Below are 13,490 nucleotides of genomic sequence, written 5' to 3' on the forward strand. Positions count from 1 at the left end.
TTAGATTGTTATGACTCAAATTTCGCGCATTCTGGGCGAACGCAGCGGCTCTGAAAAAGGGCCGCTCTTGCTTATTCTTACCCAGGTCCATGGCAACGAACCCGCCGGCTATTACGCCGTTCAAGAACTCTTTCAACGCATTGACCAAGAGTACCAAAATAAAGCAGATTTTGACTACCGAGGCCGAATTGTCGCCCTGCGGGGGAATCTGGCCGCTATTGCCTCCGGCCAACGATTTATCGATGAAGATTTTAACCGCATCTGGACCGATGAACGGGTAAAACAGGTCCAAAATAGCCCCCTAGATCAACTCAAATCTCAGGAAGAAAAAGAGCTCAAAGGACTACTGGAAACTATTCAGGCCCTAATGGACCAACATCCAGATGAACAGGTCGTTTTACTCGATCTGCATACCACCACGGCCAAGGGCGGCATGTTCCTCATCCCCTCTACCGACGATAATTCTAGAGCCCTAGGCCTCAATATCCACGCCCCGCTCCTACACGGTTTTCTCGATGGCCTAGAAGGGACGATCCTGCACTATTTTCGCCAGAAAAATTTTCCCCACCATCAACTCACTTCGATCTGCTTCGAGGCCGGCCAACACGATAGCCTCTCTTCTGTAGGCCATGCCGTTTCGGCCATCATCCAATGCTTTACCGCTATGGGCGGCTTCTATGCCGCAGATATCGAAATGAAACACGAGCTCCGCCTGAGCGAAGAAAATCAAGGACTGCCCAAAGAAGGCCGCCTAGCCTACTGCCACCGCATCCATCAAGGCGATAACTTTAAAATGCGCAGCGATAAAATTTATCGCAATTTTGACCCCATCTATAAAGGAGAATTACTAGCCGAAGATAAAAATGGCCCCATCTACTCCCCCCTCGATGGCCTCATCCTTATGCCGCTCTACCAAAAACAAGGCAATGACGGCTTCTTTATCATTGAAGATATGGACCTCTCTGCCCCCAAATTGGGCCGAAAAATTCCAAAAACTATTCTCAATGCCTAACTGCCGCAAGTTTAGCCCCAGAAAAGAACTATTTTGATTTAGTCTTGTTAACTTTGCGCCTCCAAGAGGAAAAAACTAATCCTGCCGATCTTTTGGGGCCTCAGCTGCGCTGCGCTTGCTGCGCTACGTTTCGGGGCTCGCAGGCTTGCTCGGCCCTTCAGTGCTGCGCACTTCGGTCTGGCCTGACGGCCACCCCTACACATCGCTAGGCCATCTGGCCTGACGGCCAAGGCGGCTGCGCCGCCTATCCATTCATACCACAAAAAATATTTGATCCGCTACAATATGGCTATCGTAAAATTTACTTTCGAAGACCCTAATATTCCCCCCAAGGAACTAGAAGCCAGCCTAGGCGATAATATCTCCGAATTGGCTGATGATAACGACATTCATATCAACCATAACTGTGGCCGCGTCTGCGCCTGTAGTACCTGCCACGTTTATATTGAAGAAGGCGAAGATAGCCTTCCCGAAATCTCAGACCGAGAAGAGGACTTTATTGATAGAGCCCTAGATCCCCGCATCGAGTCTAGACTCGCCTGCCAGTGCATTATCCAAGAAGATGATGCCGTTATCGAGGTCTTGGTCCCCGACCAAACCCGCATTATTGGACATGAACACTAAATTGAGATATCATGAGTTTTGAACTTAACCTGCCTATCCATTGGACCGATTATGAAGATATCGCCATGGGCCTTTATGATAAATTTGGCGACGATTTTACCGAGTCTAAAATTTATCGCATCCGCTTTACCGACCTCATCGAATGGGTGCTAGACCTGCCCAACTTTGTGGGCAAACGCGAAGATTGTAATGAGGGCCACCTCGAGCAAATTCAAGCCAAATGGGTCTACGAATGGAGAGATAACCAATAAAACAAAAAGGCTACAGCTATTCGCTGTGGCCTTTTTTGCCCATTTAACACTCCTCTGATTGATAAAAGATACAATTATGGATAAACGCATTCCAGTAACTATTATTACGGGCTTTTTGGGCAGCGGAAAAACGACCCTGCTCAACGAACTCATCCAACGCTATCCCGAGAAAAAGCTCGCCATTATTGAAAATGAATTTGGCGAATTAGGCATCGACCAAGATTTGGTGGTCCGTGGAGAAGACCAAATCTTTGAACTCTCTAATGGCTGTATTTGCTGCAGCCTCAATGATGAATTGGTCGATACCCTGGCCAAACTCCTCAATGGAAATTACGATTTTGACCATCTCCTTATTGAAACCACAGGCATAGCCGAACCCGATGCCATCGCCGCCGCCTTTGTGGCCGATGCCTCGGTCCAAGCCTATTTTCAATTGGATGCCGTCATCTGCCTAGCCGATGCCCAATATACCCTAGACAGCCTAGCCGAAAGAGAAGAAGCCAAACGCCAACTCGCCTTTGCCGACCTCATTTTGCTCAATAAAAAGTCTAGCGTTTCCGAAGAACAATTGGAGCAAACCAAGGCCGGCCTGAAAAAGCTCAATCCCCTAGCCGAAATCATTGAGGCCGATTATGGCAAAACAGAACGCAATCTTTTGGACCTACAAGCCTATGCTTTTGCTACGGTAGAAGAAAAGCTCAAGGCCCAACATCAACCCAAAACTTGCAGCCACGGCAGCCATCATCACCATCATCATGAGCAAGGCGAATTGGTCACGCATAGCTTTATTTTTGACCAGCCCTTTGACCTGCTCAAGCTTCGACATTGGCTGCAAGTGCTGCTCATGCTACAAGGAGAAGGCATTTATCGAGTGAAGGGCGTACTTTGGGTGCAATGGCAGGATAAAAAAATGGTCCTGCAATCGGTCCGAAAATCTTTTGCCCTCCAATTGGGCGAGGACTGGCCCGAAGACAAACCCCGCCAAAGCCGAATTGTCTTTATTGGCAAAAATCTACGCAAGGATATTCTAGAGAAAAGCCTCAAACAATTGCTGGCCCTAGAGACTAGCTTTTAAATAGAAAAGGCCCAGAACTCGATGTTCTGGGCCTTTCTTTTGGATGGAGCAGGGCGCGAAGCGCCCGCAGGCTGAGCTGCCGAAGCAGGGCCGCCGAAGGCGGCAGACCAAAGCGCTGAAAGCGCTGCAGGGCCGAGCAAACCTGCGAGCTGCGAAGTGGAGCGACCCGACCAAAGGAAGGGGCAGCCCCAAAAAAAGATCCTAAGCCTCCTTCATCGCACGGAAATGCTCATAGAAATAAGGCAAGGTTTCAATTCCTTTGAAGTAATTGAACACCCCAAAATGCTCATTGGGCGAGTGAATGGCGTCGGTGTCTAGACCAAAGCCCATCATGACCGTTTTAGCACCTAAAATCTCCTCAAAAAGAGCCACAATCGGAATACTTCCGCCCGCTCTGAGGGGAATGGGCCGCTTGCCAAAGGTTTGCTCATAGGCCTTGGCCGCCGCCTGAAACTCAATGCCATCGGTGGGCGTCAAAACAGGCTCTCCACCATGATGAGGAGTCACCACCACCTTGACCGAAGCAGGCGCAAGGGCCTCAAAATGCTTTTTAAATAGGGCCGTGATTTGCTCAGAACTTTGGTTGGGCACCAAACGCATAGAAATTTTGGCATAGGCTTTTGAAGGCAAAACCGTTTTGGCTCCTTCACCAATATAACCGCCCCAAATGCCGTTCACATCGAGGGTTGGGCGAATAGAAGCCCGCTCCATAGTCGAGAATCCAGCCTCTCCAGACACATCATCAATGCCCAATTTAGCCTTATAATCAGCCAAATCGAAAGGCGCTTTAGCCATAGCCTCCCGCTCTTCCGCAGAGACCTCCAAAACATCATCATAAAAGCCCTCTACCGTAATTCGGCCCTCCTCATCTTGCAAAGAAGCAATCATTTTAGCCAAAATATTGATCGGATTAGCCACAGCACCCCCATAAGTGCCCGAATGTAAATCGCGATTTGGGCCCGTCACTTCGACTTCCACATAGCTCAATCCACGCAAACCAGAAGTCATCGAAGGACTCTCATTGCCCAACATAGAGGTATCAGAAATCAGGATGACATCACAGGCCAAACGCTCCTGATTTTCACGCATAAAAGGACCCAAATTTGGCGAACCAACTTCCTCTTCGCCCTCTAGCATAAACTTGATATTGCAATACATTTTTTGCTCCCGCATCATGTACTCAAACGCCTTGACATGCATGTACATCTGCCCCTTATCATCACAGGCTCCACGGGCAAAAATAGCCCCCTCAGGATGACGGTCAGTGGTCTTAATAATGGGCTCAAAAGGTCCAGATTCCCAAAGCTCAATGGGATCGGGCGGCTGCACATCATAATGGCCATAGACCAAAACCGTAGGCCAGCTAGGGTCCATAATTTTCTCGGCATAAACAATGGGGTGGCCCGCTGTGGGACAAATTTCCACGCTATCCACTCCCGCCTCTAAGAGCTTGATTTTCAAAAACTCCGCAGCCGAAAGCATATCTTTTTTATAGGCAGAATCGGCACTCACTGAAGGAATCCGCAAAAGAGCCATCAACTCCTCTAACAAACGGTCCTTATCCTTTTCAATAAATTGTTTTACAGACATAAGTTGTTGTTGTTTTTCTATTTTTTTTGGGGCTGCCCCAGCCTTTGGCTGGGTCGGGCTGTATCGCAGCTCGCTATTCGCTCGGCCCTGCGCTTTTTCGCTAGGCTCAAAAGCTAGGTCTGGCCTTCGGCCACTGCTGTCCATCCCTCAGCCTGCGGGCGCTTCGCGCCCTGTCCCCTGCAATTGGACCAATTAGGCCTTTACAAAGACAATATTATCCGAGTCTTCCCCCTTCCGCTGAAGGTAATCTTCTACCGAGCTATTTAGCCGCTCCAAATGGCCCGAGGAGCAGATAATATGGGGAAAATAAGCCAGCTCCGCCAAAAGCGATTGGGCCGCCAAATGCGGAGCATTATCTCGGCTAGCGGCCAAATACTCCATAGCAATTTTGGGCGAATGAGCGCTCAAAAACGCCTTGGCCCCAGCCAAAACCTCATATTCGGCCCCTTCCACATCAATTTTAATCAATTTGGGCCGAAAAGCGCTGGGCAGCAGATAATCATCTAGGCAAACGGCCTCAATATCGTGCACCTTGGGCGGGTCTTGGGCAAACCAATCTTCGCCTTCAAACTGCTCTAAATGTAGGCTGTTATACTCAGAATGTTTGTTGCTAAACTCATAAAATTTTAGAGTAGCCGCTTTTTGGGCCACCGCCTTATTATTCGGCTTCAGCTGAGGCAGCTCGGCGGCATTTTGGGCCAAAATTCTAAAGGTGGTCGAGGCCGCCTCAAAGGCTTGTACCTGGCCCTTGGGCCCCACCAAATGAGCGGCCAGCAGACTAAAGTAGCCATAATGCGCCCCAATATCCAGAAATTGATCTTCGGCCTTTAGCTCTTGGATGAGCCAACGAGCCAGGCGAATTTCAGAATCATGCGTTTTTCCGCCCGTCAGATAAATATCCAAACTGGCGGGCAGCAGCAACTGCATCTTTTGACCCCAAAAGGTATGGGCTTGCACTGCCCACTCTCCCTTTGGGAAAAGCCGTCTGCGCAATTGGGCCAAAATATAGCCCAAAGGACGTTTTTGCAGGCGTTTCCATTTGCTAGCTTGGGCCAAATTGGCCACTTCTTGCAATTGTTCTAGAATGTTCATTGCGCTATTTCTCTTGGGGGTAAGCAGCAAAGGCAGAAATCTCGACCCGTACATCCTTGGGCAGACGGCTCACTTGCACGGCCTCTCTAGCCGGAGGCGCAATGCCTTCAAAATAGCTAGCATAAACCTCATTGATGGCCGCATAATCATTCATATCCTTCATGAAGATGCTACATTTTACGAGCTGTTCTGGACCAAGACCAGCTTCGGCCAGTACCGCCAGCATATTATTCATCACCTGCTGGGTCTCCTCTTGGATCGTTCCATGCACCTTAAGTTCTTGAGTAGCGGGATCAATCGCAATTTGGCCAGAGAGGAACAAAAAGCCATTGGCCGCAACGGCTTGGCTGTAGGGGCCCACTGCCGCAGGCGCTTGATCAGTATGGATAATTTTTTTCATTTTCTTAGTTATCATTGGTAGAAGCGAAAGATAAGGAAGTTGAGGCAAGCTGCAAAAGTTTTTGGTCCAGATAGGCGGCGAAGCCGCCTGCGAGCGAAGCGAGCCATGGCCCAGCGCTGCGCAGCCGTGGCCCGAAGGGCCAGACCCAGTTTTTTGAGCGCAGCGAAAAAAACGCAGGGCCGAGCAGACCTGCGAGCGGCGCAGCATAGCGGCGGCCGCCCCAAATTGAAGGGCGGCCGCGGGCCCCAAAGCAAAAAAAAGAGGACCGTAGTCCTCCCTTTTCTTATCTAATTTGTGGTTCCAGCCAGCGTTTGAAACGCTTTTCCTGTTCCTCTGTCATCTTCTCTTTAATCTTGAAGACATGTTTTTTCATCATTTTGATTTTGGCGATTTCGGTCTCCAAAGTCATTTCCTTGTAATTGCCTTCGCCATCGGGGCGGAGAATGCGAATTTCTAGCGGGTCGCCTACTTTGAGGCCCTGCATATAGGTAAATAGGATAGCCGAAGCGGTTTTGGGCGTAAAGCTTTTATCGTTCCAAGACAGGATCACATCGCCATTTTTGAGGCCCATATATTTGCTTCCAAACTCATCGAGTTTTTCGGCTTTGGCCATATAAAAACGGCCAAGCGTATCGGTGCGGAGAGCGCCATTTTCTAGCCCGCCTAGGGGAGACATTTCTAGCACAGGGGCCTCTTTAAGGTACTCTACGCCATAAGGCTCTAGAAACTTATTATAGTCGAGCATTTCGGTACCTTCCACATACTTATCAAAGAACTTTTGGAGCTGAGGAAAGCCTGTAATTTCGATAATCTTATCGTAGAGCTCTACATCTTGGAAAGGATTATCTTGGCCATAATAGGCAGAGAGATCGCGAAGGAGCATCGTTAGGTCGTATTGTCCTTCCGAGAGGCGAATCAGTTCTAGATCGAGGCACATAGCGGTTAGTGCGCCCTTATAATAGATATTATTATACTGGCTATTAAAGCCTTTTTCCAGACACTTCTTACTCATTTCGGCTAGAGGAATACCTGCCTTATAGCGAGTAGAAGTTTGCACCTTTTCGCAGAGTTTGTCCATAAACTCCTCCTGTGTTTTCAGGCCATAGCGGCACTGCATATGGTGGGCCATATACTCCACCACCCCTTCATAAAGCCAAAGGTGCTTAGACATTTTGGGGTTCATATAATTAAAATTGTAAATCTCCTCTGATTGGATATAGAGGGGCGTTACAATGTGGAAAAACTCATGAGAGGCAATGTTTACCACCAGCTCGCCGATGCGATCTACTTTTTCCTCGGCTAGGCAGAACATAGAAGAGCGGGGATGCTCTAGGGCACCAATAGAGCCCGAGGGATAGCCATTGGGCGAAAGGTAGATCAGAAAATGGTAGCGATCTACAGGAAGCATATTGCCCAAATATTTATTTTGGGCCTCTAGCATCGGGCGGATCTTATCGGCAATATCTTTGGCCGTTGCCTTTTTATTGGGCGAGTAGACCGAAATTTGGATATCTCCATAGCCCAATTTAAAATTGACTGTATCGGGATTACTGTAAAGAATTGGCGCATCGACTAGGTCGCCATAATCAGAGGCGCGAAAAACGTCTGTATCAAAATCGCCACCCGTTCTGCGCAAAGACGTACTAGCATAAAAATCATTGGGGCGATTGAAGGTCAGTTCAAACTTAAGTTTCTCCTTATCCTCAAAAAATCCAAAGAGTCCGTTGTTATTGATGAAAAAGACCTTACCTGCCTCAAAGTTAGTACAGGCGGGCTCAAAGAGTGGCTCTTTGAGTTTAGCATCCCAGACATCTTCTACCAGATAGGTAATTTTTTCTAGGCGTTTGGCTTTTTTGATTTTCCAGGTATTCTTATCAATACGATTTACCTTGAGTTTTTTACCTCGGCTATCAAAGGCTTCTAGGTTATTGATAAACTGGCCGTAATCATGAATTTCGTAAGTTCCGGGAATGATTCGGGGAAAGTAGAAAGTCACCTCATCTTTGGGGACCGAACTAGGCACCTGCAGGCTTACCTTTACTTGGTCCGCAATGACTTCATTGAGGTCTACTTCGTACTTATAAATATCATCATCTTGCGCCATTAGGCCCAGGCTCCCAAAAAAGAGCAATAGGGCAGTAAAGAGCTTGTTCATAAAAATTTGTTTTTAGTGAATGGAGCATCCATTCAGACAAAATTAGGTATGTTATAGGTCTGTTAACAGAGGAGATAAGAAGTCAAATAAAATACTAAAACGGGGCTATAACTCTTGGCTTTTTCGCCTAAAGCCTTAGTTTTTTAGACTGAGTTAGGATCCTCTTCTTTTAGCTAGGCAATTAATAAACCAAATTTAACTGCATTTAGGCCAAAAGCGCCAAGCGTTTAAAGAGGAAGTAGAGGTTGAGGTTGAGTTCGGCCTGAATGTCAAAGACTTGTCCATTAATGTATAAAATCTGTTTTTTCAGTTGCAGCTCGGCTTGTAGGCTAAAGCGGGCGCTACGGCCTTGGCTCATTGATTGCCGCCAATATAGGCCTTTGGGCGTAAGAATAAACCCTCTGCGGCCCAATTGTCGCATAGAGGGGTCTAAAAAGAAGAGGAGTTCTTCTTGGCCTAGGGCCGAAAAGAATTTTCGGCCAGCTGTTTTCAGTTTTTTGGGCCAATCTATGGCCTGCCAACTATGGGCATAGGGCAATTTATCGCTTTGTAGGTAATTAGCAATTAATGTCCTGAGGTTACAGCTTTCGCCTCTTTGCATTTGTTGGTAGCTCTGCAGACTTTGAGGTAGGGCTTGGGGCAGCTGTTCTCGGCCTTCTTGCAAAAAGTAGGCTTCGGCCCAAGTTCTAAACTGCCAATCTATTTCTTCACTAATAGCCCGAAGTTCTTCTTGCTGGCTGGGGTCTTGTTGCTCTATCCAATAGGCCAGTTGCAAGAGGCGCTCTTCTAAATAGCGTAGTCGAAAGCCATCTTCTTGGCCCAAATCCACGGCCTTTAGGCCCAAATCCCGCCCTTCTTGCTGCATATATAAGAAAAAGGCCCCTTTGAGCTGCTGAGGCAGCCGGGCCAAATCTTTAAAATCTATGGGCCATTGCATGCCCCCGCAGAGCGAACAAAAACGACTGCGGGCGGGCAATTCGGCCTGACAATGTATACAGCTTTGCGCCATAATTCTCTTTAGGGCATTTTAGCAATAGCCTGCTGTAGGTCCTCATATCCTTTTTTGAGGTGCAGGTCTTCGGTTAAATGTTCGGCCAACAATTGGGCGTATTCTTCCGCCTTGGGTTTTTCGCCTCGATAATAGGCAATATGGGCCAAATTCAGGTAAGACATGGCTTTTTCGGCCTTTCTGCGCATCCCCAAATCAATGGCTTGCAACAATTGTTGCTCCCCTTTTTCCAAAAGCGCAAAGCGCTCTTTTTGGTCCATCCCCTTTTCTTGGCTCTTATAAATAGCAATTAGACCCTGACAAAAAAAGTAGTAGGCCCGATGAGAAGCCAATAACCAATCTACTTTATGCGTGGCCGCCAAGTACTTTTCAGCCTGCTCTATTTTGCCCGCTTTCAAAGCAAAAAGCGCCCCATTGATATGACCAAATAGAAAATAACCCAAAAGCAGCAAAATGGCAAATCCCCAACTCAAAATACTCACAGTAGGCCCAAAATCTAATAGCATGGCCACAATCCCCGCCGCAAATAGCGAGAAGATGAGGATAAAACGCAATCTCGGATTAAAAAACATATACTTTATTTTATCTGCGTTTTCCTCCTCTTTTCATATAGCCTTGCATCTGCCCTTTCATGCCACCACGGCCGCCTTTCATGGCCTGCCGCTGCATCTGATGCTGCCCTTTCAACATCAAATCAATCTCTTTGATGTTCTCTTTGACCTGCGGATTGTTGATGTTCAATTTCTTGGCTGTCTCCAAGTACTCTTTCATTTTCATTACATAAGGGCGACGTTGCGTTTCTGTAGTCATTTTTTGCGCATACATGCCCTGCACATTAATGAGCTGCAAATAAAGCATCCCCCGAATATCATCAGGTAGGTCCAACTTCATGGCCTGATTGGCCAATTTTTCACACTTTTTGGTCTCGCCTTTCTGCAATGCCAAACCCGAACGAATGAAGTAGTACATCCCATGATAACCAAATTGCAACCACTCTGGCTTAAACGTATAGGCCAACACTTTTTCGGCCCCCTCGGTATCGCCAATCTGCATTTTCATGGCCGCCGCATTCACGGTACCAATCAAAAAGTGCTTGACCAACAAAACAATAACAACCAACAAAGGCATCCAAGCCCAGGCAAAACCCACTGTCGGCCAAAGCCCTAGGGTCAAGGCCAAACAGGCAAAAAACAAAATCAGCTGTCGCTGAAAAGTAAAAAATTGAATGAAGGATAACATATTTCTCGTTTTACTATTTTCGTTAAGTGCCGCAAAGATACGAAAGCTTGGGCGCAGGACTGCTTTTTTTTTATTTTTTTGTCTGCTCCCCATTTTATAACTTTATTTTGATCTAGTTTTGGGGCTGCCCCTTCCTATGGTCGGGTCGGGCTGTGTCGTGGCTCGCAGGTCTGCTCGGCCCTGCAGTTTTTTCGCTACGCTCAAAAACTTGGGTCTGCGGCTGCGCCGCACCACTTTCCATCCCTCAGCCAGATTTAATCGCGCTGCTTTGGCCATAGTTTGCTATGAATTTTCTGCTAGGCCAGCTATTTTTTAAGGACATAGCCTTCGCTATGGCCGAGAAAAATAGGGCCGACTAGCGGGAAATTGCTGCAAACTATAAAAGTGAGTGCGCTTAAATTTGGCTATTACCTGCGGGCGCTTCGCGCCCTGCTAAACGCAAATTATCTCCTTTTGGACCAAATTTCCATTTATGCTCAAACAAATTGAAGGCCTAGTGCTGCGCACTGTAGATTATAGCGAGAGTAGCGTTATCTGCGATCTATTTAGCCGAGAACTGGGCCGCCGCTCTTATATGGTGCATGGCGTGCGCAAGCCCAAAGCCAAAATTACCAAGGCCCTTTTGCGGCCCATGTCTTGGGTAGAATTAGTGGTTTACCATAATGAGGAGCGAGACCTCAATAAGGTTAAGGAGATTCGGCCTAGTTACATCTACCAAATCATTCCCTTTGATATTGCCCGCTCTAATATGGCCCTTTTTATGGTGGAGCTGGCCCAAAAAGGCCTACAAGAAGAGGGTCCACAAGAGGAGCTCTATAACTTTTTGTGGCTTTATTTTAATCAGTTGGACCAAAAAGAGAGTCCCGCCTGGGCCAATTTACATCTGCATTTTATAGTCCATTTTGCGGCAGAATTGGGCTTTTGTCCCAGCCCTAGCTCCGCCCCTATTTTTGATTATAAAGAGGGGGAATTTGTGCAAGAAAAACCCCTACATCCCTATCATTTTGATGAAGAAAGCAGCCAGATTTTGGACCAACTCCTGCGTTTGAGTCGGCATCAGTTGGCAACGCTAAAGCTCAACCGCCTCAAGCGGCAACATTTTATTGAGCAAATGATTTTATTTTATCGCTATCATTTGCCCAATTTTCAGCTCAAAAGTTGGGAGGTCCTCAAACAGATTATGGGCTAAATTGCGCTTTAGCTCGAGGCCTGAAGGGCCTCTTTTTTGGCCTAGCGATGCGGCGGGGTGGCCGTCAGGCCAGACCAAGGAGCCGCAGGCGACGAAGGGCCGAGCAAGCCTGCGAGCCCCAAAGCGTAGCGCCCGCCGAAGGCGGGAGGCCCCAAAACAGTCAATGTCCCCTTTTTTCCATAAGGATCACATAGCGCATAAATACGCCCCAGGCCAGTAATTTGCAGACGATAAAGCCCACTTTGCCGTCGCGGAAGCCCTGTTGGATGATGTAGTGCTTGAAGAAGCGGAAAGCGGGTTTGAGGTAGAGGTGAAAGAAGCCCACTTTTGGGGTTTTGCTGGCATAATCGCCGGCGGACCAATGGGCGTAGCGCTCCATTTTGGCCATAAAATGGCGCATACTTTTGAAGGTATAGTGCAAAAGGCGGCCCTTTAGCCAAGCGACTTTTCCCTTAGTGATAATTTCGGCATGTACCTCTTTTTCTTCATAGCGGCAAAGGTCGCGTTTAAAAAAGCGGATGACGGCATCATTTTGCCAGCCTGAAAAGCGGACCGCCTGTCCCATAAAATGGTTATCGCGGCCCATCCAGTAGGCAATAGGTCCTTGGGGGTCTTCGGCTTGGCTCATAATGGCCTTAATTTCGGCGACTAGATTTTCGCTAGGGCGTTCATCGGCATCTAGCAGCAGGATCCATTCATTTTTGGCTTGGGGAATCGCCCAATTTTTCTGGCTAGCCGAATTGCCATATTCTCTTTGAATAATTCGGGCGCCGGCTTTTTGGGCCAGGGCCAAGGTATCATCCGTACTAAAAGAATCGACGACCAGCAGCTCATCGGCCCAGCTGACCAAAGGCAATAACTCTCGGAGATTATCGGCTTCGTTGAAAGTGGGAATCAGTACAGTAAGCGGGCGCATAATTAGATGATTTTATAATTTTGGTACTCGCCTACTCTTTTTCCCGTCATATTTTCGATTGTTCTAGAGAGGCGTTCTTTGAGAGAGAGTTTTGGGGGATTGGGCGAGAACTCCCAATTTAGGCGTTTGAGGCGTTGCTCCATCACTTTGGGGGCGGTCCCTTCAAAGCGTTTTACCGAATCGATTTCGGAATAATCGTATTCTCCTTCCTTTTGCATATTCTTCTCGATCCATTCATCGGAATGCCAGAATCGGTTAGAAGAAAGGCGTTTTTGGACCTGTTTTTCGGGGGGGCGCACCCAGCCGTAGTGATAAATATCGGCGGGGATGAGTTTGACCTTTAGCTTTTCGTCCTCTTTGGTTCTGAAGCCTTGAGCATCTTTATAGGAGCGAATATTTTTATCATTTCGGACCACTCGGATTTCTCGGCGGTACCATTTTCGGGAGTCGGCCACATAATCGTAGGAGCCCCAAAAATGTTGATAATTGAAGAGTAGGCCTTGCACCTCTTTATCGTTTAGGTATTGTTCCATAGCTTGGCGGACCGTAGGGATAAACTTTTCGTGAAGCACCTCATCGCCTTGGAGGTAGAACACCCAATCGCTATCGGGGCTAACGGCATCTAGGGCCTTATTGGTTTCTACGGCTAGGACCTTCCCGCCTTCGCGCAGGCTATCATCCCAGACCGAGGGAATAATTTTGAGTTTGGGGTCCTTAATTTGGGCCAAGAGCTCCTCGGTCCCATCTTCTGAGTTGCCAAAGAGAAGGATAAACTCATCGCAGAGCGGGAGGATAGATTGGATAGCTTCGAGGATGGGATAATCAAATTTAACCGCATTTCTGACGAAGCTGATGCCAGTAACTTTCATAAACATTAGGATTAGATGGGTCCTTTAATGGGGCAAAGGTACAAAAAAAAGACCTCTAATAGCAGTTGC

14 protein-coding genes are annotated in these 13,490 nt (G+C 47.6%); 5 read left to right on the top strand and 9 right to left on the bottom strand.

The genetic code is table 11. From position 1 onward, the window contains the following. The first annotated feature begins 10 nt into the window (after window positions 1–10). The 4 genes from SGRA_RS04915 (at window position 11) to SGRA_RS04935 (ending at window position 2,962) form a co-directional block, all read left to right on the top strand. Window positions 11–1,012 carry a M14 family metallopeptidase gene (locus SGRA_RS04915; RefSeq protein WP_015691493.1) on the top strand — a complete coding sequence of 334 codons (1,002 nt, stop codon included), beginning with the start codon at window positions 11–13 and terminating at the stop codon, window positions 1,010–1,012. Window positions 1,013–1,297: 285 nt separating this feature from the next. Next, window positions 1,298–1,636, top strand: coding sequence for a 2Fe-2S iron-sulfur cluster-binding protein (locus SGRA_RS04925; protein ID WP_015691495.1), 339 nt, complete (start codon window positions 1,298–1,300; stop codon window positions 1,634–1,636). Window positions 1,637–1,647: 11 nt separating this feature from the next. Then, window positions 1,648–1,887, top strand: coding sequence for a Fe-S cluster assembly protein IscX (iscX, locus tag SGRA_RS04930; protein WP_015691496.1), 240 nt, complete (start codon window positions 1,648–1,650; stop codon window positions 1,885–1,887). 76 nt (window positions 1,888–1,963) lie between these two features. Continuing rightward, window positions 1,964–2,962: a CobW family GTP-binding protein gene (locus SGRA_RS04935; RefSeq protein ID WP_015691497.1), complete on the top strand. Its 999-nt coding sequence runs from the start codon at window positions 1,964–1,966 to the stop codon at window positions 2,960–2,962. A gap of 201 nt (window positions 2,963–3,163) precedes the next feature. On the opposite strand, the gene SGRA_RS04940 is transcribed toward SGRA_RS04935, so the two are convergent. From SGRA_RS04940 to SGRA_RS04970, 7 genes are all read right to left on the bottom strand, one after another. Further along, the gene (locus tag SGRA_RS04940; RefSeq protein ID WP_015691498.1) at window positions 3,164–4,552 is read right to left on the bottom strand and encodes a dipeptidase; all 1,389 of its coding nucleotides are present in this window, start codon (window positions 4,550–4,552) and stop codon (window positions 3,164–3,166) included. 192 nt (window positions 4,553–4,744) lie between these two features. Next, window positions 4,745–5,644, bottom strand: a complete 900-nt coding sequence (locus tag SGRA_RS04945) for an FkbM family methyltransferase (protein WP_015691500.1) — start codon at window positions 5,642–5,644, stop codon at window positions 4,745–4,747. 4 nt (window positions 5,645–5,648) lie between these two features. Further along, window positions 5,649–6,044 carry a Rid family detoxifying hydrolase gene (locus SGRA_RS04950; protein WP_041329848.1) on the bottom strand — a complete coding sequence of 132 codons (396 nt, stop codon included), beginning with the start codon at window positions 6,042–6,044 and terminating at the stop codon, window positions 5,649–5,651. A 283-nt stretch (window positions 6,045–6,327) separates the two neighbouring features. Continuing rightward, window positions 6,328–8,199 carry a M61 family metallopeptidase gene (locus SGRA_RS04955; protein WP_015691502.1) on the bottom strand — a complete coding sequence of 624 codons (1,872 nt, stop codon included), beginning with the start codon at window positions 8,197–8,199 and terminating at the stop codon, window positions 6,328–6,330. Between the two features lie 205 nt (window positions 8,200–8,404). Beyond that, on the bottom strand, window positions 8,405–9,208 hold the full coding sequence (locus SGRA_RS04960; RefSeq protein WP_015691503.1) for a zinc ribbon domain-containing protein: 804 nt from the start codon (window positions 9,206–9,208) through the stop codon (window positions 8,405–8,407). A gap of 8 nt (window positions 9,209–9,216) precedes the next feature. Beyond that, complete coding sequence (locus SGRA_RS04965; RefSeq protein WP_015691504.1) at window positions 9,217–9,780, bottom strand: hypothetical protein; 564 nt, start codon at window positions 9,778–9,780, stop codon at window positions 9,217–9,219. Window positions 9,781–9,790: 10 nt separating this feature from the next. Continuing rightward, window positions 9,791–10,447 carry a hypothetical protein gene (locus tag SGRA_RS04970; protein ID WP_245538639.1) on the bottom strand — a complete coding sequence of 219 codons (657 nt, stop codon included), beginning with the start codon at window positions 10,445–10,447 and terminating at the stop codon, window positions 9,791–9,793. A gap of 472 nt (window positions 10,448–10,919) precedes the next feature. Here SGRA_RS04970 and recO point away from each other — a divergent pair, with 472 nt between their 5' ends. After that, the gene (recO, locus tag SGRA_RS04975; protein WP_015691506.1) at window positions 10,920–11,636 is read left to right on the top strand and encodes a DNA repair protein RecO; all 717 of its coding nucleotides are present in this window, start codon (window positions 10,920–10,922) and stop codon (window positions 11,634–11,636) included. A 160-nt stretch (window positions 11,637–11,796) separates the two neighbouring features. On the opposite strand, the gene SGRA_RS04980 is transcribed toward recO, so the two are convergent. Together SGRA_RS04980 and SGRA_RS04985 are read right to left on the bottom strand one after the other, a co-directional pair. Further along, a complete protein-coding gene (locus SGRA_RS04980; protein WP_015691507.1) occupies window positions 11,797–12,552 on the bottom strand; it encodes a glycosyltransferase family 2 protein in 756 nt (251 codons plus the stop codon). 2 nt (window positions 12,553–12,554) lie between these two features. Beyond that, window positions 12,555–13,421 (bottom strand): glycosyltransferase family protein, encoded by an 867-nt coding sequence (locus SGRA_RS04985; protein ID WP_041329849.1) that lies wholly within the window; start codon window positions 13,419–13,421, stop codon window positions 12,555–12,557. Window positions 13,422–13,490: the final 69 nt, after the last annotated feature.

This window comes from Saprospira grandis str. Lewin (assembly GCF_000250635.1).
Classification (GTDB): Bacteria; Bacteroidota; Bacteroidia; order Chitinophagales; family Saprospiraceae; genus Saprospira; species Saprospira grandis.